The organism is Actinophytocola sp. (genome assembly GCF_036002505.1).
In the GTDB taxonomy this organism is placed as follows: domain Bacteria; phylum Actinomycetota; class Actinomycetes; order Mycobacteriales; family Pseudonocardiaceae; genus DASYTH01.
Genome location: NZ_DASYTH010000277.1, coordinates 1 through 22,012 on the forward strand (window position 1 = coordinate 1; position 22,012 = coordinate 22,012).

The 22,012-nt window shown below is 68.9% G+C and carries 17 protein-coding genes and 1 pseudogene; 12 read left to right on the forward strand and 6 right to left on the reverse strand.

What is annotated here, in order from left to right:
- The 10 genes and pseudogenes from VGR06_RS24390 to VGR06_RS24435 all read left to right on the forward strand — a co-directional run.
- A pseudogene (locus VGR06_RS24390) lies at nt 1–309 on the forward strand (hypothetical protein); the annotation flags it as partial.
- Between the two features lie 106 nt (nt 310–415).
- Nucleotides 416–3,259, forward strand: a complete 2,844-nt coding sequence (locus VGR06_RS24395; protein ID WP_327561459.1) for an ATP-binding protein — start codon at nt 416–418, stop codon at nt 3,257–3,259.
- On the forward strand, nt 3,256–5,304 hold the full coding sequence (locus VGR06_RS24400; protein ID WP_327561443.1) for a magnesium transporter: 2,049 nt from the start codon (nt 3,256–3,258) through the stop codon (nt 5,302–5,304). The genes VGR06_RS24395 and VGR06_RS24400 overlap by 4 nt, the downstream gene beginning before the upstream one ends.
- Before the next feature lie 165 nt (nt 5,305–5,469).
- On the forward strand, nt 5,470–6,117 hold the full coding sequence (locus VGR06_RS24405; protein ID WP_327561444.1) for a hypothetical protein: 648 nt from the start codon (nt 5,470–5,472) through the stop codon (nt 6,115–6,117).
- A gap of 1 nt (nt 6,118) precedes the next feature.
- The gene (locus VGR06_RS24410; protein ID WP_327561445.1) at nt 6,119–7,126 is read left to right on the forward strand and encodes a C40 family peptidase; all 1,008 of its coding nucleotides are present in this window, start codon (nt 6,119–6,121) and stop codon (nt 7,124–7,126) included.
- Between the two features lie 24 nt (nt 7,127–7,150).
- A complete protein-coding gene (locus tag VGR06_RS24415; RefSeq protein WP_327561446.1) occupies nt 7,151–7,633 on the forward strand; it encodes a hypothetical protein in 483 nt (160 codons plus the stop codon).
- Between the two features lie 209 nt (nt 7,634–7,842).
- Complete coding sequence (locus VGR06_RS24420) at nt 7,843–9,273, forward strand: RNB domain-containing ribonuclease (RefSeq protein ID WP_327561447.1); 1,431 nt, start codon at nt 7,843–7,845, stop codon at nt 9,271–9,273.
- Nucleotides 9,270–9,944 (forward strand): NADPH-dependent F420 reductase, encoded by a 675-nt coding sequence (npdG, locus tag VGR06_RS24425; RefSeq protein WP_327561448.1) that lies wholly within the window; start codon nt 9,270–9,272, stop codon nt 9,942–9,944. The genes VGR06_RS24420 and npdG overlap by 4 nt, the downstream gene beginning before the upstream one ends.
- Nucleotides 9,941–10,354, forward strand: coding sequence for a DUF4326 domain-containing protein (locus VGR06_RS24430; RefSeq protein WP_327561449.1), 414 nt, complete (start codon nt 9,941–9,943; stop codon nt 10,352–10,354). The genes npdG and VGR06_RS24430 overlap by 4 nt, the downstream gene beginning before the upstream one ends.
- A complete protein-coding gene (locus VGR06_RS24435) occupies nt 10,332–11,129 on the forward strand; it encodes a helical backbone metal receptor (protein WP_327561450.1) in 798 nt (265 codons plus the stop codon). The genes VGR06_RS24430 and VGR06_RS24435 overlap by 23 nt, the downstream gene beginning before the upstream one ends.
- 805 nt (nt 11,130–11,934) lie before the next feature.
- Here the strand turns inward: VGR06_RS24435 and VGR06_RS24440 are convergent.
- From VGR06_RS24440 to VGR06_RS24450, 3 genes are all read right to left on the reverse strand, one after another.
- Nucleotides 11,935–13,323, reverse strand: a complete 1,389-nt coding sequence (locus VGR06_RS24440; RefSeq protein WP_327561451.1) for a DUF4041 domain-containing protein — start codon at nt 13,321–13,323, stop codon at nt 11,935–11,937.
- Complete coding sequence (locus tag VGR06_RS24445; protein WP_327561452.1) at nt 13,316–14,584, reverse strand: hypothetical protein; 1,269 nt, start codon at nt 14,582–14,584, stop codon at nt 13,316–13,318. The genes VGR06_RS24440 and VGR06_RS24445 overlap by 8 nt, the downstream gene beginning before the upstream one ends.
- Nucleotides 14,585–14,783: 199 nt before the next feature.
- The gene (locus VGR06_RS24450) at nt 14,784–15,047 is read right to left on the reverse strand and encodes a hypothetical protein (protein ID WP_327561453.1); all 264 of its coding nucleotides are present in this window, start codon (nt 15,045–15,047) and stop codon (nt 14,784–14,786) included.
- Between the two features lie 134 nt (nt 15,048–15,181).
- Here VGR06_RS24450 and VGR06_RS24455 point away from each other — a divergent pair, with 134 nt between their 5' ends.
- Nucleotides 15,182–15,784: a nucleotidyltransferase domain-containing protein gene (locus VGR06_RS24455; protein ID WP_327561454.1), complete on the forward strand. Its 603-nt coding sequence runs from the start codon at nt 15,182–15,184 to the stop codon at nt 15,782–15,784.
- A 175-nt stretch (nt 15,785–15,959) separates the two neighbouring features.
- Here the strand turns inward: VGR06_RS24455 and VGR06_RS24460 are convergent, their stop codons facing one another.
- Nucleotides 15,960–16,502 carry a DinB family protein gene (locus tag VGR06_RS24460; protein WP_327561455.1) on the reverse strand — a complete coding sequence of 181 codons (543 nt, stop codon included), beginning with the start codon at nt 16,500–16,502 and terminating at the stop codon, nt 15,960–15,962.
- Nucleotides 16,503–16,600: 98 nt separating this feature from the next.
- On the opposite strand from VGR06_RS24460, the gene VGR06_RS24465 reads away from it, so the two are divergent.
- Nucleotides 16,601–17,557 carry a YafY family protein gene (locus tag VGR06_RS24465; RefSeq protein ID WP_327561456.1) on the forward strand — a complete coding sequence of 319 codons (957 nt, stop codon included), beginning with the start codon at nt 16,601–16,603 and terminating at the stop codon, nt 17,555–17,557.
- Between the two features lie 375 nt (nt 17,558–17,932).
- Here VGR06_RS24465 and VGR06_RS24470 read toward each other — a convergent pair whose 3' ends face one another.
- Nucleotides 17,933–19,699, reverse strand: coding sequence for an AIPR family protein (locus VGR06_RS24470; protein WP_327561457.1), 1,767 nt, complete (start codon nt 19,697–19,699; stop codon nt 17,933–17,935).
- Nucleotides 19,700–19,714: 15 nt separating this feature from the next.
- Nucleotides 19,715–22,012: ATP-binding protein (locus VGR06_RS24475; protein ID WP_327561458.1), on the reverse strand; the 2,298-nt coding region annotated here is incomplete at its 5' end.

Genomic DNA, 22,012 nt, shown 5'->3' on the forward strand with positions numbered 1-22,012 from the left:
GCCATTGCCTGGGGGCTCGTGGTCACGATCGGCCTCACTATGATCATCTGTGCGCGGATCAGCCACGAGCGGCCGCTGGGCGCGGTGCTGACCATGTGGCTGCGCGAGCTCACTGCACCACGAGAGACCATGACCGGTCGCGGCGGCGCGGTGAGCGCTTCCGCGATCCGGGTGCGGGTCGAGCGTCCCCGCCGCCGTCCTCGGCAACGCGGCCGCCTCACCCGCGCCGTCGCCGCCCCGCCGCCGGGACTTCATCCACCCCGGCCGGCTCGTCCCACGGAGGTCGCCGGTGTTTGGACACCGACGTAAGCGGCAACCGAAGCTGCTCACCCACTACCCGGAGGTCGTTCCGCCGGCCCACAACTACGGCCGGCACGCCGCGCCGGACCGGGGTGAACCGGCCGGCAACGGCGCGCTGCCGCGCCAGGCCTACCGGCCGGTGCCCGAGCCGGCGCGCAACGGCAAGCGCAACCGCCGGCTGCCCGGCGAGCAGTCCATTCCGGCCTACATCCCGTCGATCAGCGCCCGCAGCATCGACGGGCACCTGCTCAGGACCGGCCATGACGTGTTCGCCTGGTACCGGCTGGCCCCGCAGCGCTGGTCGTTCCGCTCCGACTCGCAGCGCCAGGACCTCATCGCCGCGATCGCCGGCCAGTACGCCGAGCTGCACGGCCGGTGGATGCACCTGCGGGTGACCAACCGGCCGTACCCGATCCGGATGTGGGCCGAGGCGCACGTGCACAACGCGGTGAACCGGCTGCCGGACACCCCGGGCGCGCTGTCCTTCGACGACTACCTGGTGGGCGAGCAGCAGCAGCTGATGGGTCGGTCGATGGCCGAGAAGGAGGTCTACCTCGGCGTCCAGGTGCAGACCCGCAACATGGTCGACCGGGCCGTCGAGCGGGCCGCCCCGCTGCTGCGCCGGGTGTTCCCGGCCGCGGTGGACGCCGAGCTGGTGGCGATGGACAGCGAGGTGGAGCACCTCGACCAGGTGATCGGCTCGGCCGGGCTGGAGGGCCGCCCGGCGACGGCCGAGGAGATGTCCTGGCTGATGCACCGCTCCTGCTCGCTGGGGCTGCCGGCGCCGCGCAACCTGCCCGCGGTGCCCGGTGCGGCGTGGGAGCCGGAGGACCTGGCCAGTTTCACCGACGCCGCGGACTTCCACCAGGAGCCCTACTCGCCGACGCTGACCGTGCGCGGCCGGACCGGCTCCAACGCCGGGGTGCACCGGCACGTCGCGGTGCTCACCGTCGGTCTCATGCACGGCCTGCACATCCCCGAGGTGGACGACCCGTGGGTGCAGCGTTCCGACCGGCTGCCGGCGAGCGTGGAGTGGTCGGCGCGGATCTACGTGCGCCGCCCGGAGGAGGTCTCCGGGGAGCTGTCCCGGCAGATGAACAAGGTCCGCTCGCAGGTCAAGCACTACACCGACGAGCACGAGCTGGAGCCGCCGCAGTCGCTGGCCCGGCAGGCGTCCCGGGTGCTGGAGATCGACGACGAGATGACCTCCGGCTTCACCCAGCTGGCCACCCGGGTGCGGTCCTGGTGGCGGCTGGCGGTGTCCGGGCCGACCGAGCGGGACGCGCTGCGGCTGGCCCAGCAGCTGCTCGACCTGTACAAGCCGAAGGTCGCGATCGAGCACCCGGAGGCGCAGTACGCGCTGGCCCGCGAGTTCATCCCGGGCGAGCCGCTGTCCTCGGCCGCCTACCTGCGCCGCGGCTCGGTGATCTGGGCGGCCTCGGCGGTGCCGACCGCCACCGCGGAGGTGGGCGACCGGCGCGGCATCCTGCTCGGCGAGACCTGCACGGCCACCCGCCGCCCGGTGGCCTGGGACCCGTGGATGGCCCAGGAGATCCGCGACGGCTCCGGCCTGACCGCGCTGGTGGCCGGTTTGGGCGGTGGCAAAAGCTTTCTCGGCGGCGGCATCGTGTACAAGACGCTGCGCTCCGGGGCGTACTGGACGATCCTGGACCCGTCCGGCCCGCTGGCGAAGCTGTGCGACCTGCCGGAGCTGCGGCCGTACGCCCGGCCGATCAACCTGCTCAACGCCCAGCCCGGGATCCTCAACCCGTACCGGGTGGTGGCCGAGCCGGAGTACGAGCACTTCCTCGACGAGGAGGACCCGGAACGGGCGTGGCGCAGGGAGAAGGCCCTGGCTGCGGCCACCCGCCGCCGGCTCGTGCTGGACGTGCTGACCGGGCTGCTGCCCTACGACGTGGCGCGGATGCCGCAGACCCGGATCGTGCTGCTGCGCGCGGTGCGCACGGTCGGCGGCCGGGCCGACGCCGACCCGAGCCTGGTGTTCGAGGCGCTGCGCCGCGACGCCAGCGAGCACCACGAGCACGCGGTGGTGGTGGCCGACTTCCTCGACGAGATGAAGGAGCGCATGTCGCTGCTCATCCCCGAGGCGGATGCCGACCCGTACCGCGACGTCCGGGACGACCGGATGACGGTGCTCACCATGGCCGGGCTGACCCTGCCCAAGGACGGGGTGGCCCGCGAGCACTGGACCGACGCCGAGGCGCTCGGCGTGGAGATGCTCAACCTGGCCGCCTGGCTCACCCAGCGCTCCATCTACGAGCGCCCCAGGGACACCCGCAAGGGCGTCTGGATCGACGAGGCGTTCTTCCTCTCCGAGGTGCCCACCGGCCGGGTGCTGATGAACCGCTTCGCCCGCGACTCCCGCAAGTGGAACGTCCGGGTGCTGCTGTCCTCCCAGATCCCGGCCGACTTCCTGAAGATCCAGGGCTTCGTGACGCTGCTGGACTCGGTGTTCGTCGGCCGCCTGGACGACGACGAGGCCCAGACCGACGCGCTGCGCCTGCTCAAGGTGCCTCTCGGGGCCGGCTACGAGCAGGTGATCGCCAGCCTCGGCCGCCGCCCCGGCCAGGACCGCAGCGTCGAGCGCGACCTGGCGCCGCGCCAGTTCGTCTTCGGCGACGGTGCCGGCGGCGTGGAGCGGATCCGGATCGACCTCTCCGGCCCGCACCTCGACCACCTCCGCCTGGCCCTGGACACCACCCCCGACGCCATGCGGGACAGCGCGGCCATCCCGGCCGACCAGCACGCTCCCGAACCGCCCGACGAGTATGTGATCGAGCCGGGGGTCGACGGCTCCGGGCACGGCGACCTCGAGTTCGAGATGGCCGCCGACTTCGAGTTGGGCCTCAGCGACGAGGACCTGGACGCCGTCCCGGTCGACCCTGCCGGCAAGGAGGTGCCGAGCAAGCGCGGCAAGCCGGGGGAGAGTGCCGCGTGACGCTCTTACTGGTGGTGCTCGCAGCCGGGCTGCTCATCGCGGCCCGGTTGCGGCGCAGACGTGGGGCCGTGTCGCGGGGCCGGGCCCGCGCGCTGGTCCTGGTCACGGCGATTCTCGGGCTCAACCTGGCCCTGGGCGGTCCGGCCCTGGCGCAGCCGGGTGGCTGCATGCAGGTACCGAACCCGGAACGGCCGGGCGACGGGATGGTCGGCGCCCTCGACCCGTCCAGTGGCCACGGCGAGGGCCAGGTCGATGTCCCCGGCCAGCCCACCAGACCGGCCAGCACGTACCTCCTGTACGGCTACGCCGGTATGGTCTGGTATGTCTACGACGACGACTGCGGACCGCTGTCGAAGTCGATCACGGACCCGGCTACGACCATTGACACGTGGGCCGGCAATGAGTTGTTCAACATTGGCAAGAACATCGTCGGTGCGACCAACTCGCTGCACTACACCCTGCTTGAGGGTGGCGTGCTCGGCGGTCTGAACGATCAGTTCAGCAAGGCTGCGGACACCGTGTTCAACAACATCTACATGCAGTTGTTCAGCCTTTTCGCGCTACTTCTCGCGGTGCTGATGTTCCGGCAGATCTGGCGGGGCGACCTGGCCGCGGTGAGCCGGCGCGCCCTGTTCGCGCTGGGCGGGATCTGGCTGGCGGCCTCGACCTTCGTGCTGGTGGGCAACTACAACCGGATCGACGACGCGATCGTCGACACCACCACGGGCATCCAGGCGGGCTTCGTGAATCCGGACGAGGGTCGGATCCAGCGGGAGATACTGCCCACGGAACTGCACAACAAGGTGGTCTACGAGAACTGGCTGCGTGGCGAGTTCGGCAGTCCGGGTTCGCCGCAGGCGGACCAGTTCGGCCGGCGGCTGCTCAGCGCCCAGGCGTGGAACTGGGACGATCTGCGCAGCAAAAAGGACAACGACGACGTCGCCGAGAACGCAAAAAAGGAGGACTACAAGAAGATCGCCGCTGAGCTCGGGTCGTCATCCGGGTATTTCAAAGGCTCCGACGGCAGCCGGATCGGCACCGGTTTTTTGGCGTTCCTGCAGGCCGTCATGTACTCGTTGTTCCCGTTGTTCGCCAAGCTTGCGGTGCTGCTGGCCCAACTGCTGCTGCGCGTTCTCACGCTGACCGCGCCCATTATCGGGCTGGTCGCCTTGATCCATCACGACGTCCTGCGCCGGGTGGGCAAAGCGGTTGGCGCGATCGTGCTCAACGTGCTGATCCTGGCGGCGCTGGCCGGTGTGCACTACAGGTTCCTGCAGATAATCTTCAACCCGGACACCAAGCTTTCGCTGCTCACCCAGATGCTCCTGGCCGGCATCGTGACGTTGGTCTTCCTGCTGGTCGGCCGGCCGATCCGGCGGATGTGGCAGATGATCGAGATGTCGGTCAGCGCGGCCGGCGCCAGCATGCCCTCCGCACGCGGCGGGTTGTTCTCCCGGTTCCGTGGCCGCAAGGCCAACCAGTCCACTCCGCAGGACGCGTTCTGGGAGAACCTGCGCGACGGCGAGCAGGCCGAGGAGAACGCGCTGGCCGCGACGGCGCCGTCGGGCCGCCGGCCACGCCCGGAGGCGGGCAACCCGGTCACCGCGACCGCCGAGCGGCTCGACAGCCGCCCGGTGGTCGGTAACGGTGCCGCGTCGGCGGTGCGGGAGCCGCGGGCGTTGATCAGCGGTGGCTCGGATGCCGGCCAGGTGATGGTGACCGGCCCGATGATCACGCCCGGCGGGCCGCCCCGGCGGAACGTGCTGGTGCCGGCGAGCCGGGTGGTGGACACGGCTCCGGTCACCGACCGCGGCTGGGACCGGGGCGAGGACGCCGTGGTGGTGCCGTCCCGGGTCAGCCGGCGGTCCGAGGCGTTCGAGGGTCCGCGGGTGGCCGACGTCGAGGAGGTGGCCGGCCGGCCGGTGCACGTGATCTTCCGGCCGTCCCGCGGCCTGGAGGTCGCCGACACCCGACAGCCACGCCGGATGCCGCTGAACGACGGTCCCAGATACACCGACTCGGTAGTGGAAGGTGCTGCCAGATGATCGGGCAGCTATCAAGGCGACCACCACGCGCGCCCGGGCCGAAGGCACGCGATCGCGGTGGCAGGGCGTCGTTGCCGCCCGACGCGAGGGCACGCAACAGTTCGAGCCCTGCCGGAGCGATTGCGTCGCGCGCAAGGTCGCGAGAAGGCCGAGTGAGGTGACGCCGTGCCGATTCGGACCAACCGCGGGCGCGTCGCGGTCTACCGCCGGTTATGGGGTTGGCCCATGCGCTCACCCCGGCACCTCGTCGCCACCGCGCTGGTGATCATCGCGGTGGTGCTCACCGTGGGGTTGATCGTGCCGCGGCTGACCGGCTCGGGTACCGGCTCGGCCGGCGCTTCGGCCAGCACCGACCCGGGCTCGGCGGCGAACCTGTCCCAGCCCGGCACACCTCCCGGGCAGAGCGGCGGTGCCGCGCCCGGCGGCCAGACCACCGCACCCGCGACGTCCTCCTCGCTGCCGACCCGGTTGCCCTCGCCCACCCAGACACCGAGCTCGGCCCCGCCGGCGGCCAAGGCTCTGGACGTGGCCACGCAGTGGGCCAGGGCCTGGGTGAACCACCCGCAGGGCATGACCAACGAGCAGTGGCTCGAGGGCCTGCGCCCGCTCACCACCGAGGAGCAGCTCGCGGTCATGACCACGGTGGATCCGGCCAACATCCCGGCCACCGCGGTCACCGGCAACCCGGTCGTCAAGACCTCCTACGAGAAGTCCGTCGAGGTCACCGTCCCCACCAACGGTGGCCCGCTCTCGATCACCGTGATCGAGCGGCCCGACGGCTGGCGCGTCGCCCACTACGAACAGGCGGCGTGAGATGAAGGTGGCCCTGGCTTTCGGCGCCCTGCTGGTGGCGATCTTCACCGTGGTGCTGAGCACCGGGGCGATCAACACGGCGGTGGACAGTGGGCGCCAGGCCGAGGCGGCGCGGGCGCTGAACGCGTCCTGCATCGCCTCGCTCGGGCCGGTCTCCAGCGGGCCGGCGGGCAGCGGCGCGCTGGACGCGGCCAGGCTCAGCGGTGAGCAGCGCGGCATCGTGGCGTTGATCATCTCGATCGGCAAGCAGCGGCAGCTCCCGCCGCTGGCCTGGCAGGTGGCGATCCAGGCCGGCATGACCGAGTCCGGGCTGCGCAGCCTCAACTACGGCGACCGGGACTCGCTGGGCATCTTCCAGATGCGCCCGTCGATGGGCTGGGGCACGCCGGCGCAGATCCTCGACCCGGTCTACGCCATCAACCTGTTCTTCGAACGCCTCACGGGGGTCCCGAACTGGAAGGAGCAGCGGCCCGGCGACTCCGCCCAGGACGTCGAGCGGTCCGCCTTCCCGGACCGGTACCACCGCTGGGAGGCGATGGCCGCGCACCTGATCGGGAACGTCGGCGCGGTGCAGGACCCGACCGGCTGCGGCCAGGGCGTCGGCCTGCTGCTCCCGGCGCCCACCGCGGCGGCCGGCTCGGCCATCCAGTTCGCGTTGTCCCAGAAGGGAAAGCCGTACCTGTGGGGCGCGGCCACCAACCATCAGGACAACTTCGACTGCTCCAGCCTGATGCTGCAGGCCTACCGGTCGGCCGGGATCATCCTGCCGCGGGTCTCCCGTGACCAGTTCCGCGCCGGGGCGTTGCTGCCGGTCACCCAGGCGCAGCCGGGAGACCTGCTGTTCTGGGCGTACGACCCGAGCAACCCGGCGACGATCCACCACGTCGCCATGTATCTGGGTGATCTCCAGATCGTTGAAGCACAGCAGACCGGCGTCCCCGTGCACGTCCGACCCGTGCGGTGGAACGAGCCGGAACTGGTCCCGCAGGCCGTGCGGCCTGGTGTGTAGAAGGGGGTTTCGAAGCGAGTGAGCATGTACACCTCCGACCCGATCCCGCGCCCGGCCGGGCCGCCGGCCTCAAGCACCCCGCTCGGCGACTTCCTCGCCCGCGGCGGGCCGGGCGTGCAGGAGAGATACGCGGTGCTGCCGAGATCGCTCATCGAGGCCATGCCGCTGCCCTGGCAGCACGCCATGGTGCAGATCATGGCCGAGTTCCAGCAGACCTACGGCCACCTGAGCTGGCCCGAGTACCGGGTCACGCCGTCGCGCCGCGAACGCCTGGTCAACCTGGACGAGGACCAGCTGGCCGAAGTCGGCTGCCTGGTCGAGATCGACGCCGACGGCGAGGTGGTCTACCGGGAGCGCAACGGCAAGCGCATCGACGACCCGGAGTCCACCGAGGTGCTGGTCTCCTGCCTCGACCCGATCCCGACCGAGCAGGTCACGGCCGACCAGGACACCCCGCCGCGCGGTTTCCCGGCCCCACCCATCCAGCAGCGAACCAACTGGAGCTAGTCCGCCTCTAGCCCGCCTCTCCGGGAATTTTATGGTGGTTGCGTTCCAGGGAACGGTGCGGTTGTCGGGTTGATTGTGGCTGGGTGCCGGCACGGTCCCCTGAGGTGCGGTTGGTTGGGGCGCGGCTTTCCGCGATGATCCATCGGGCACGCCATAACTGACTTGTCGCGGGTAGTTCCTGCGGCAATTCCGGCCCGGCGGCCGATAGGGTGCGTGACGTGGCTTCCGTGACGGGCGTGGGCGGTGAGGGGTTCGCCGGCATCCGCGCCGAGTTCGGTCTTCCGTCGCAGTTCCCGGAGCCGGTCCAGGCCGAGGCCGAGCGTGCCGTCGCGGAATGGATGCGGGACGGTGCCGGCGAGCGCGAGGACGCCACCGGTCTGCCGCTGGTCACCATCGACCCGCCGGGCTCCCGGGACCTGGACCAGGCGATGCTGGTGGAGACCCGGCCGGGCGGCGGTTTCCGGGTGCACTACGCGATCGCCGACCTCGGCGGGTTCGTCACGCCGGGCGGGCCGCTGGACGCCGAGGTGCGCCGGCGCGGGCAGACCATGTACCTGCCGGACGGCAACGTGCCGCTACACCCGACCGTGCTCAGCGAGGGTGCGGCGAGCCTGCTGCCCGGTGAGGTCCGGCCGGCCGCACTGTGGACCATCGACTGCGACGCGGACGGCTCGCCGGAGCACGCCCGGGTGCGCCGCGCGATGGTCCGCTCGATCCAGCAGTTCGACTACGAGACGGTGCGCGCCGCGGTGGCCGCCGGCAACCCGCATCCTTCGGTGGCCGCGCTGCCCGCGCTGGGCCGGCTGCGCCGGGAGCGGGCCGTGCGGCGCGGCGCGGTCGAGCTGCAACTGCCGGAGCAGGATGTGGCGCCGGACGGGCGCGGCGGCTGGCAGCTGGTGCTGCGGTCGCGCACCGAGGTGGACGCCTGGAACGCGGAGATCTCGCTGCTCACCGGCATGTCGGCGGCCGGCATGATGCTGGAGGCGGGCATCGGCGTGCTGCGTACGCTGCCCGATCCGGAGAACGGCGCGGTGCAGTGGCTGCGCCGCTCGGCCAAGTCCCTGGGCATCGACTGGCCGCGCGAGATGGAGGCTTCCGAACTGCTCGCCGGCATGGACCCCAATCGGCCGGAGGCGCTGGCGCTGTTCATGGACGCCACCCGGCTGCTGCGCGGCGCCGGCTACACGGTGTTCGACGGTGTCGCACCGGAGCAGCGCACCCACGCCGGGCTCGGCGCACCGTACGCCCACGTGACCGCGCCGCTGCGCCGGCTGGTCGACCGGTACGGCGCGGAGATCTGCCTCGCCCTCTGCGCCGAGCGCGACGTGCCGAACTGGGTTCGGGAAGCCCTGCCGGACCTGCCGCGGTTGATGGAGATGTCCGACGTGCTCGCGTCCAAAGTGGACAGAGCATGCCTGGACCTGGTGGAGGCCTGGGTACTCGGCGACCAGATCGGCCGCGAGTTCGACGCCATGGTGCTGCGCTCCGAACAGGGCAGCGCCGAGGTGTTCCTCCCCGACCCGCCGGTCATCGCCCGCTGCGAAGGCGACGGGTTGCCGGAAGGCGGCCGCATCCGGGTCCGCCTGGTCCACGCGGACGCGACCGCGCGCAAGGTGACGTTTGAAAGGGCAGGGGAATGACCGACGTGACGGGCCTGACGGTCGGGGTGCTGGGCGGCACCGGGCCGCAGGGCAAGGGTTTGGCGCTGCGCTGGGCCAAGGCGGGCCTCCCGGTGATCATCGGCTCACGCAAGGCCGAGCGCGCCGAAGCGACCGCCGAGGAGTTGCGGACCAAAGCCGGCGTCGAGCACGTGACCGGGCGGGACAACGCCGGCTGCGCCGCCGAGGCGTCCCTCGTCCTGGTCGCCGTCCCCTGGGAAGGCCACCGCGAGCTGCTCGAATCCCTCCGCGGACCGCTCGCCGGCAAGATCGTCATCGACTGTGTGAACCCGCTCGGCTTCGACAAGCAAGGCCCGTTCGCACTGCCCGTACCGGAAGGCAGCGCCGCCCAGCAGGCCGAGAAACTCCTCCCGGATTCTCGCGTGACCGCCGCCTTCCACCACGTCTCCGCGGTCCTCCTCGAAGACCTCGACGTGTCCGAAGTGGACATCGACGTCCTGGTCCTCGGCGACGACCGCGAGGCCACCGACACCGTCCGCGCCCTGGCCGGCACCATCCCCGGCGTGCGCGGCATCTACGCCGGCCGCCTCCGCAACGCCCACCAGGTCGAGGCGCTCACCGCCAACCTCATCGCGATCAACCGCCGCTACTCCGCCCACGCCGGCGTGCGCATCACCGACCTGGAGCCATGACCGCGCTGCCCCCGGACGCCGCCGGCTGGACCCGATCCGAGCGCTCCCTCGCCACCGCGCTCCTCGACGGCTGGGCGGTCGTGGTCAACGTCAGAAAATCCGGTCCCCACAAGAACCTCGCCCCCTGGCTGCACAGCGCCAACCGCCTCACCTACGTAGGCCACGCCGGCCCACGCCACTCCTGGCCGGAGTCCGACTTCGCCAATCCCTTCCTGCACCTGGCCACCACCGACCGGCCCGGCATGGTCCGCCGCTACCGCGCTTGGCTGCTGGAGCAACCCGTTCTGCTGCAACGGATCCGCGACGGCGAGCTGACCGGCCGCGCCCTCGGCTGCTGGTGCGCCCCGCACGCCTGCCACGCCGACGTCCTCGCCGGGGAGGTGAACCGTGCTCAACGACGACCTGGGTGAACCGGTCCTCCTCCGCGCCCCACCAACCCGCATCGTCAGCCTGGTCCCCTCCCTGACCGACGCCGTCGAAACCACCGCCCCCGGCCTGCTCATCGGCGCCACCGACTACTGCACCCACCCGCCGACCCTGGACGTGCCCCGGGTAGGCGGCTCCAAATACCCCGACGTTGATTCCGTCCTCGACCTCCGCCCTGACCTGGTCCTCGCCAACGCCGAAGAGAACCGCCCCGAAGACGTCCAACGCATCCGCGCCGACGGCATCCCCGTCTGGGTCACCGCGGCCGCCCCCACCGTCCCCGCCGGCCTCGGCTCCGTCCGCCGCCTCCTCACCCAAGCCCTAGCCCTGACCGAACCCGACTGGCTGATCCAGGCCGAAGAAGCCTGGCGCACCACGGAACCTCTCTGGGCCACCGCCATCATCCCCGTCTGGCGCCGCCCCTGGATCGTCCTCGGGCGCGACACCTTCGCCGGCGACGTCCTCCACCGCCTCGGCGTCGCCAACGCCTACGCCACACACCCCGACCGCTACCCCCGCCCACCCCTCGACGAGCTCACCGGCCTGCTCGCCGCCAACCGCGCCGACCTGGTCGTCCTCCCCGACGAGCCCTACGAGTTCACCGCCACCGACGGCCCGGAGTCCTTCCCCAACACCCGCTACGCCCTGGTCAACGGCCGCCAACTCACCTGGTGCGGCCCCTCCCTCGTCCCCGCCCGCACCGACCTCCAGGCCGCCCTCCACAATTGGACTGAACCAATTCACCAAGACAAGGTCTAGACCAATACCCGCTCGTGCGCCATGATGGTCCTGGGTGCCGAGCCTCCACAAGAGCCACTCGGCACCGCCAGGGGCCCGGCCGGACCCCGCGCCGCCACCCGGTGCCAGCCTCGATCCCAGCCACCTCGAGGCTCCCCGCGGCCACCGGGCGGCCGAGCGCAACCGTGCGACAGCCGGCCGATGCGCCCCGCGAGCCGTCCTGCCGGCAGGGGCGTGCCAGCAGGACGGCTCCGCTGGCTCGTCGGGTGTGTTGGCCGCTCACGTCGCCATGTTGGCGCGTGGCGTCGATGTGTTGGCATCTCACGATTTCCCGACCGCGCACGAAGCCAACACACCAACGTGAGAAGCCAACACAGCGCTGTCGTGCCGGCCGTGCGCATGCCGCCATGGTCAGCGTCGACCACACACCGACTGTGGTGCGGCCACCGACATCACGCTGCTCGACGCGGCCGGACTGCCCCAGGCGGTGGAGCTTGCGCGGCTCCACGCTCGGGATACCGGCCTCGAGATCACGAGGGAGAACCTGACGCCCGCGGACCTTCGGTGGCTGGTGGAGTGCGCGCTGGATGTTCGGGCGATGCATGAACCGATGCCGTTGTTGTATGAGGCCGTATCGGATCGGTGATCTCTGCTGCGCGTGCGATCTCGATGACGTGATGATCAGTGCCTGACCGCCCGCCGACGAGGTCCCAGATCTCGTCGTGATTTCGGCGGCGAGCAGCTCTCGACGGTGGGCCAACACCCGACATGCGGCAACCCGGCGCACTCTGCCGCGCTGGCTGCTGGCTGAGATCTGGTGCTCGACCTATCTCTGAGTTGGTTCAGGCCAAGCCGAGCGGCTCTGGAAGTACTGCGTCGCCTCGGGTGTCTCGTTGAACTCAAGTATGTTTCCGAGCTTGTCCGCCAGGGTCGCGCGAATCTCCTGTGGCGTGATGAAGAAGAACTCTCGACGAAGGTTCACAAGGTTCAGTCGACGGTCGGCGAACATCGTGTGTAGCTCGCTCTCGAGCGCAACCGCGTCCTCTGAGAAGTGCAACAGGTGAGTGTCGAACGGGAAAGGAACCGATGCGTCACCGAGTTCCAGAATTCGGTCCCGAGGTTCGAGACGGCGGGTCATCCCGATCTTCACAACGTTCTCGCCGAAGGCGCCGATGTTGCTGATGACGTACACGTACCCCGCTCGGATGTTGGCGATGCGGTAGTCGTTCTGCGCTATCGCGTCGTCGATGGCAGACAGCCGTTCACGCAGTCCGTCGGCCTGCTCCTGCTTGCCTTGCTCCGCGAGTTTCGCCAGGGCGTTGGTGTAGTGGTCGCGTTCCTTCTCCAACCGTTCGCGTTCGACCTGCAGTTCCGCTTCCGCACGTCTCTCTTCACGTAGGCGTTCACGTTCGGCCCTTGTCGCTTCGCGTTCCTCCTGCACCTTGAACTGATAGTCTCCTGTCAGCTCGATCTCACGCAGACGGATCAGGTGATACTCGGGAGCGACGCGCATGTCCATCATCTTGCCGAGCTTCGCGATCGACTCGACGGATCTATCGAGACGCTGCTTGGCGGACGCCACCGTACCAGCGCGAACCGATCGGACACAGTTGTCGGCCTCGGCGTTGTATGCCCGCAGCATCAGCTTCGAGAAGTCGGCGGTCATCTTCCGGCCCTGTGCCAGTGAGTTGTTGTAGGCGAACCGGTCCGAGGCGAGGATCGCGGTGCCATTCTTGACGAAGTCCTTCACCTCCTGACGGATCGCGGCCAGTGCCTCCTTGTACTGCTCAGCGTTCTCGAGAGGGTGGTGGTACTCGTAGATCCCGACCTGTTGGAGCAGGATCGCGTCGTTGAGCTCGACGAACTCCCGTCTCGCCTGGTCGATCTGTTCGCGGACGGTCTCCAGTTCCCGTTGGGCTGAAGCACTATGTTCCGTTTGCGGGTCGAGGTCTCGCGGTGTGTCGCCGACATCGGGCGCAGGTGCCGCAATAGCCGGAAGGTCGTCCACTTGTGAGTCCGCAGCGGCGTGCTTCCCATGACCGGTCGGCGCGTCGGCAACCCAGAACTCCCAGTCCGGAGGTGCGGGAGGCCACGACGGATGCGGTTGCCAACCTGCTGGCGGCACCCATCCAGGCTCCGGTGGCGGCCAACCCGGCGGCGGAACGAATCGGAGCCCGTTCACCGCGTTACTCCGGTGGCGAACGAGCTCATCCACGAACACCCTTCTTGTCGTCGATCGGGGTCAGGCGATGCGGTGCCTTCGACATGACAGCGCAAAGGTGCTTCAACGTTTCGAACGGAGTAATCCGAGTCAGATCGATCTGCAGGAAGTCCTCACGACTCACCGCCAGCGCGATGAGCCGAACGAACACGTCCTTGCCAACGGCAGGATCGACATGATTGACACCGCCGACCAACGAGATGCTGTCGATCTTCCCCGTACGGTCCGACTCCCACACCTCGTGGACGGTCCGCAACGTCATGTTGTTGATCAAGTTGGCGTACCTCGTCGAGAAATCTTTCTGCGTCAGCTTGGTTTCTGCGATCTCGTCGCCGGCGCGTACATACCGGAACGACTTGGTCGTCGGGATCACCTCGGGCGGCGGGAACAGGAGCGTGATGGACAGTTCACGCAAATCCGAGCTGTACGAGAAGTCGATATCACTGTTGGCGGCGATTACGTCCGGGTAGATCGAGTTACCGAACACGATGCCGACGTACTCATCGATCGCCTCAGGTTCGCTGATCGCAAGCCTGTTGATCAAATCATCAAGGCGTGCGTTCTCCGCGTCGGCGACCCGCTGGCGTTCCTCGCACTCGGCTTCATACCGCCTTCGATCACTGGCGAGTCTCCGTAGCCGCTCGCCTTCCGCAACTTGGTGCTGCTCCGCCGCGGCCAGTTGTCGCCGTGGAATCTCTGCGACCATCGCTCGCCAGGCTGCGTGCGCATGGTCGAACTGGGCCTCGGCGGCGGCAGTCGCGGCGGCGTGCTTTTTCTTCGCGAAGAGCGCCGAGATACCAGTCGGAGGCGCCGGTGGCTGGAAGTATGGCTCCGGAGGCGCGGCGATCGACGCAGGCGGAGGCAATGCCGTTAGGTGCGCCGACTGAAACCGCGGATGCTCGGCCACACGCCGAAGTTTTTCCAGGTCGACGTAGTCGTCGACGGCCAGTGTCGACTCGAGAATGCTGTCGATGGCGGCAAGCTCTTCCCGCAGGTCCGCGTTGAGAGACTCGACCTTTGTTTGCTGGGCTTCGATGTGGAGGCGCTTGGCCTCACGTTCCGCTTGTGCCGCGGCTTGCGCGTTCGCGCGCGCCATGCGCTCGCGTGCCACGACAGCGGCGGCCTGAGCTCGATGCATTTCCTTTTCGAGGCGTAGCCGTTCGCGTTCGGCGGTTGCGGCTTGTCGTACTCTCTCCTTCTGCGCCTTGGCCGCCTGATACTGCAGCTCGGCAAAGAAACCTCGGCGACGACCCATCGATGTGCCTCCGACCTCAGCGAAGTCCCTCAGTTCGATGGGTATCGCTGCGACCAGCGAAATGTTTCACGCGCGGGCAATCACCCGACCGAGTGGCGAGACCCAGCACACGCGTCGCAGTTCTGGCCAGCGGCGGCTGGGTCGACTACTCGACCGCCAGCAGCAGCGCCACCGAGGGCAAGTCCGCCACCAGTACGGACTACCACGCTACCGTCGGAGCGGCAGCGATATATTCGCTGCTAGCGAGACCGCGATGACCAGCGGGAACAACGACCACACCGCGACCTGAACCCCACACTTCCAGATCGGCCGGGTCGGCTCGGCGGTTGCGGTCATCACGCGTCACTGCCCTTGCCGCGGCGGCGCCGATCTTGACGGTGGCGGAAACCAGCAGCTCACGGCGGATGCGGTTCGCGCGGATGCTGTACGAATCGCGCCACCAGTCCAGTAGTTGATAACGCAAGCCTGTCCAAACAATGCAAGACCCGATTCGCCTGAGACGCACTCTCATGCCGCGGAGCTGGCGCAGGTATTTGCTATGTCAGGAGGCGTGCTGGACTGTGTCATCTCGGTTGACGCGGCGGTGATGATGTCGGGGTGGAAGCGTGGGACGAGGCGACTTTCCAGCTCTGGTACGGCCGATGGGCGCCGCTGGCGCCGCCCGAGGTCGCTTCCCTGTTGCGCGGCTGTGATATTCGGTGGTGGATCGTCGGCGGTCGCGCCGCCCGGGTCGGCGCAGCAGCCCGCCGCCACGAGGACACCGACATTGCCTTCCGCCGGGCCGACCTGCCCGCGCTGCGCGCCCACCTGCGTGACTGGCATCTGTGGCAGAACAACTCCGGCTGGCTGCATCCCCTGCTCCCCGGCGATGACCTGCACCCCGAGTGCGAACAGATCTGGCTGCGCCGGGATGCCAACCATCCGTGGGTCGCCGACTTCCAGGTGGACCGAAGCACCCAGGAGTGGATCTTCAAGAGGGACCCCCGGATCCGGTTGTCCTGGGATCGTGTGCTGCACGAAGTGGATGACCTGTGGTACCTGCGTCCGGAGGTCGCCCTGCTGCACAAGGCGCACCTCGACCGCCCCCAGGACCGCGCCGACCTGACCGCCGCCGCACTCACCGACGACGCCCGGCTCTGGCTTGCCAGCACCCTGGAACTGCTCGGTCACCACGACTGGGCGACGATCGTCAGATCGTGATGGCCACGACGACAAGGCGCCGACCTGACCTTGGCCCGTTGGCCGGACGGTGTTGTCAGCCGGGTCGATCCTGGTGTGGCCATTGCCTGTTCAGTTGACCTCGGTCACGTCCACACTTCAACACCTGCTGTCCAGCAGTGGGGCACGAACATCTCGACCGCGCCCGCGACGGGTCTCAGCCCATGGATTTCGCGCCGTCGAGGGATTCGCGGATGATGTCGGCGTGGCCGGCGTGTTGGGCGGTTTCGGCGGCGATGTGCAGCAGGACCCGGCGGGCCGACCAGCGTGCGCCGGGTTGGAACCAGGGGGCTTCGGGCAGTGGCTGGGTGGTGTTCAGGTCGGGCAGGGTGGCGAGGAGTTCGTCGGTGCGGCGGGCGGTCTGGGCGTAGTCGGCGAGCACGCCGGCCAGGGTTTCGTCGGGGAGCAGCCGGAACCCGTTGGTCCACTCGGTCAGGTCCTGCTCGGTCAGGTTCGCGAAGTCGGCCGCCGGCGCCGGCCCGTTGACGATGAAGTCCGCCCAGTTCCGTTCGACCGCGGTCACGTGCTTGATCAGCCCACCCAGGGTCAGTTCGCTGGCGGTGGTGCGCTGCCTGGCCGCCTCGTCGGTCAGGTCTCGGGTGGTGAAGCGCAGGAAGTGCCGATGCTTGGTCAGCAGGTCCAGCAGGTCGGCGCGCTCGCCGGTGACGGTCGGGGCTTCGGTCAACTCGGGCACGGTCATGGTCTGCCTCTCCTTGTCGTTGGCCGTCGTTGGCTACAAACCCACGATAGGAGCCATAGCGGTCACTTCTTGACCTCAATGGCGCGAGAATCGACTTCATGGCGAACACGAGCACTCGGACCCTGCGGCTGCTGTCGCTGCTGCAGACCCACCGGTACTGGCCGGGCGGCGAGCTGGCCGACCGGCTGGGCGTGTCGGTGCGCACCCTGCGCCGCGACATCGACCGGCTGCGTGAGTTGGGCTACCCGGTCGCGGCGCAGCGCGGCGTCGACGGCGGCTACCAGCTCGCCGCGGGCGCGGCGCTGCCCCCACTGGTGGTCGACGACGAGGAAGCGGTCGCCCTGGCCATCGGACTGCACACGGCCGCGCAGGGCGCGATCGACGGAATAGCCGAATCGTCGGTGCGAGCATTGGCCAAGATCGTCCAGGTCATGCCGGCCCGGCTACGCCGCCGGGTCGAGGCGCTGCGCACGATGACCGTGCCCGCCGGGTGGGGCACACCACCCCGGACCGGCATCGAGCCCGACGTGCTCACCACGGTCGCACTCACCTGCCGGGACAGCGAACGGCTCCGATTCTCCTACACCGCCGCCGACAAGGCACGCACCGACCGGCAGGTCGAGCCACACCGGCTGGTCTGCCTCGGCCGCCGCTGGTACCTGGTCGCCTACGACCTCACCCGCCACGACTGGCGCAGCTTCCGCCTCGACCGGCTCACCGACCCGCAGCCGACCGGCACCCGGTTTCGGCCCCGCGACCTACCCGCCACCGACGCCGCCGAGTTCGTCCGCACCGGCCTGACCAACCTGCCCCGCCCCTACCGGGTGGAAGTGCTCATCGACGCGCCAGCCGCGACCGTGCGCGACCGGATCGGCCGGTGGGCCACCATCGAAGAAATCGACCCGCAACGCTGCCGCATCCACATGACCACCGACTCGCTGGACTGGCCCACCCTCGCACTCGGCACCCTCGACAGCACCTTCCACATCATCCACCCACCCGAACTACTCACCCAGATCCACACCTGGGGCACCCGATTCACCCAAGCCAACTAACCACCGCGACGACGACCAGAGTCGCGCCTACTACCGCGCTCCCCGCAGCCCGCCGCGGTTCGAGGTCGATCTGGCCCACCACCACGACCACACCTGGATCGCCCGGGGACGTGTCCGTGACCCAAGCGCCTCGGCCCCGGAGGCTGCGCTTCTGGGGCGCGCGGCGACCTCGACCAGCGCCTCGTCGTAGGCGGGAGACACCTGCCGCTCGTATGCGTCATGCGCAGCGGCCAGCCGCACCCACCTCTGGTCGTGATGGTCTGCGCGGAAATTGCTCGTGGCGCTCATGTCATCAGCATCGCTCAGGGGTGTGGCGTGTCCTGAAGGACGCCTTGGAGACGTTGAACGTTCTGAAGGGCCTTCGTGACACGCCGCTCAACGTGCCGTTCCGTTGCCGGCTTCGCGGGCGCTTGAGTTTGTGGGCCCGAGGACCTCAACTCGTACGCGCTCGGCGAACCGCTGGGTTCGCACCATCTCACCGAGTGGAACACCGAGCGCCCGTTCGGCGTCAACGGCCCGCTGCAGCGGGCGTAGCAGGTCGAGCACGAGCTGCTCCGCGGTTGTCGCTTTCCAGACAACCTTCAGTATTTTGTCACATTCTTTGATCGCGGTCCTGGAGTTGGGTGACGGCGCACCCGGACCCAGTATCCGCATCTTGATCGCGGCCAGCAGGTGATATCGAGCCGGCGCGTAAGAGTTCTGAATCCGACGATTGCGGAGCAACCATTCCAAGCGATAGGACGTCGCGGCCGCGGTGTAATAGTAAGCGGCTTGCTGGCCTTCCTTGAAGAGCTCCTTCCCGCGTTCGGCCACCAGCGCCTTGTAGTGTCCTACTCGGGACGGCTCGTTGAGGAACATCGCAAGGTAGGCGCGAGTCAGCTGTCCTCGGCTGATGATTCGGGTCTTCTCGACGTCAGTGCGAGCGTTGTACTGCTTGGCTCGGCGCTCGTAGTAGAGGATCTGGGACCGGTCGTGTGCGGCGAAGTACTCTTCGAGGCGCTGGTGGAACTCCTCACGGGCGGAGAGATCTTCCTCGCTGATTGCGGTCTGCCGGTTGGTCGCGGCGACGATCCCACGGATGACGTCCTCATCTGACGAGTGCACGAGCCGGACACTCACCTGCACGGCGTCGGTGAGCTGGCTGCGCTGATCGAAGAGCACATGGCAGGTCTGGCAGCCGTTGACGATCTGGAAGTCCCGGACCCGGATCTCGTCGCCGAGGGTCGTCAGCTCCCTGGCCACGATGGTGACGCCATTGTTGAGCACGGCGAAGCGCTGCCTTCGTTCCGGGTCCCGTAGCGTTTCCCGGATCTTCTGGTTGACGTCGTTCTTGTCGTAGCCCAGGAAGTCTCGGACATTTTCCAGGAACAGGGTCCGGTGCACACCCCCACCGGGGTCGGTGAGCACGTTATCGACCAGTTCGGTGGCGGCGAGCAGGCCCTGGAACGACTGTTCAACGCCCGGTATTCTCGGCAGGGTGATTTTCTTGGGCATGGTGAAGGTGGCCGACAGCGCCGTTGTCGCCCGCTGATACAGCTCCCGCAACTCGTGCCGGGTCACGCAGCGAAAGTCGACCTTCTCGAACCGGTTCAGGCTCGTTAGCTGATCTTCGGCGGAGCGGGCTTTCTGGTCGATCATCTCGGCGACCTGCTCGCCCGTCGAGATATACCGGACATGCAGCCGCGGGGGCCGGTCGGACAGCTTGCCGATGTCGCCGTAGACCGCCTGCAGGCATTCCCGGATATTGGTGATGCCGGACGAGCTCGGGTAGCGGACGTCCTCCGGCCCGAGGATGTGCCGCAGGTTCTCGGCCAGGTCGGAGACGACCTTGGTCTCGAAGCTGGCGCTGGTCTTCGCCTGGATGACGACGACCCGCACATCCAGTTTCTTCGCCCGCTCGGCGACCTCTCGGACATCCGCGGCGTCGTGCAGCAACTCGCCGTTGACCAGCATTCCGAACACGTCGATGCCGAGGTCGTTGCCGCCGCCGGTGCGGAACGCGTCCGGGCTGAACTTGTCCTCGTAGAACGAGCTCAGCACAGAGAATCCGGCGAACGCCTCGAACGCCTGGTCCTCGCTGAGCGCGGTCAGGTCCCAGTCCTTCCGGAACTGCTCCAGCTTGCTCTTGATGACGAGATCCACGCAGGCTCCGATCGGTCAGGCCCCACCACGCGCGCGAGCCAGGACTTCCTCGGCGGTCAGGGCGCTGGGTGGGTGGTGGCTCAGGCACATCGGTGTTGCCACCTTCTGGAATGGCATTCCCTCGCCGACCGCATAGAACTGGCCCGCGGTCAGGCGGGAGATGTCGACGACGCCGCTTGCCTTGGCGGCCGCCATCTCCTTGGCCGCCGCGATCTGGGTCGGGCTGTTGAGAAAACCGTAGAACTGCATGGCGGCGTTGCCGACGATCCGGTTGTGGATGCCCCGCGGCGCCTGGGTGGCGAAGACCAGACCGAGCCCGTACTTCCGCGCCTGCGACGCCAGCGCCAGGGTGCTCTCGGTGCAGGCGGTCATCGCGCCCGAGGGTGCCAGTGTCTGCGCCTCGTCCATCACGAACAGGCCGCCGAGCGGCCGATCGCCGGCCGGATGTTGCTTGATCCACGCGAACAGCGCCATCTGCAACTGGTTGACGAAGCTCTGCCGCTGCTGGTTCGTCGGTAGGCCGATGAAGCTGATGACCGAGATCCGCGCACGTTTGCCGGAGTCCGGAGTCAGCAGGACGCCGGGGTCGAGCGATACGCCGGAGCCGCCGAACAGCGGATCGTTGATCATGGCCGCGGTCAGGGTCTGTGCCAGGTCGGCCGCCATCGCCGCCGCCTTGGCGAGGGGCGTGACGTCGTCGGGGAGCTCGGCGAGCAGATCCAGGTAGCCGTTCAACCCGGTCCCGCCGTGCCGGGCGTAGTAGGCCAGTGCCTCCCGCAGCACCGCGCGCCCCCGCTCCGCCTTGGCCGTCGCGCCTTCCGTGCGGGCCCGGGGGGCGAGCGCGGCGACCGCGGTGTCCAGGGCGAGCGCGAACTCGTCCGGATCGTCCCGCACCGCGGCGAAGTCCGGCAGCGGCTGGAAGCTCAGCGGCCGGCCAGCCTCGCGGCGCGGCGTCCAGATCACGACGTCGGTGTTCGCCAGATAGTCCGCGGCCTTGGTCGCATCGCCGCTGCCCCAGGTCGCGGGCGGTTCCGGCCAGGCGTCGCCCAACCGCGCGAGGTCGTTGTTGGGATCGAGCACGATTGCGGAGACGCCTTGCAGCGCGCATTCCTCGATCAGCCGGCGAATGAGCACCGTCTTGCCCGAACCCGACCCGGCGAAGATCGCGATGTGTTTCCGCAACGACTGAAATGCCACCTGCACCGCCGAGCCGTCGTCGAGCCGATTGCCGAGGGCCAGCGTGTGTGTCGCCGTCGGCTCATGGCGGAGGGTGTCATCTCTCACCGGCGGTTCCGGACCTTCCAGAGGTGCAGGCTCCCCCGAGTCGGGTTCCGGCTCACCGAAAACCGCGCGGAACAGAGCGGTTCGGCCCGCCGGCCGGCGCTGTCCCAACCAGGCCGCCAACTCAGGGCTGCCCTCTGCCAACATTCTGTCCAGGGCGGCAAAGGTCCTCAGGTCCTCGGGCTCAACCACGAGCACGACGCCCCCGGCCTGGATGAACTCCGCGAGCAGGCGACGCGTCTTCGGCCCCCGGCCCCATTCGCCGGTGCGCAGCAGGAACAACTTTCGTTTGGTCACTTCGGGATCCAGTCCCGCGACGGACTGGGCCCGCACGATGCGGGTCTGCAGCGCTCTGTCGTTGGTGTGGGCCGTCGAACGGAAGGACCAGTGGATCTCGTCTTCGGTCCGCTCATCGAGCATCCGGTACAGCCGGACGTGCAACGCCGGTTTCGCTCCGGGAGGCGGGTCGAGGGAGTACCGCTCGCGGTCGCGTCCCTGCTCCTCGATCCAGCAGCTCAGGCCGGCCCGCAGCAGCGTGGGCATCACGATGTCCTCGGTGGCGGGGTTCACCGCGGCGCTGGGGTCGGCCTGCTCGACGAGCTCGGCGAACCGGTCGTCGAGCGGGACGAACTGCCGCGCCGGCACGGGCTGTTCCGTGACTCGGACCGGCGTGCGGGTCTCCGCGTGGTCGTCGAGTGTCGCCAGTGGTACGACCGTGCCGCTGTCGAGGCAGGACCTGATGTGCGCGTCGATGCGCAGGAACAATCGGCGCGGCGAGAACAACACTGCGTCGGCGAACGCATCCGGTAGGACCGGCCAGGTGGGATATGGCGGAACGAAACCGACGCCGGCGAACCGTTGCCCGAATCGCGCTTCCACCAGCGCGCGGCCCACCGCTGCCGATGGCACCTGGTTCAGCCGCGATTCTTGGCGGAACCGTTGGGCTATCGAAGCCGTGGCGCGGTCGACGATGCCTGCCCAGGTATGCGGCTGGCAGGAGACGACGGTGACGGTGCGACGCGTCGCCTCACG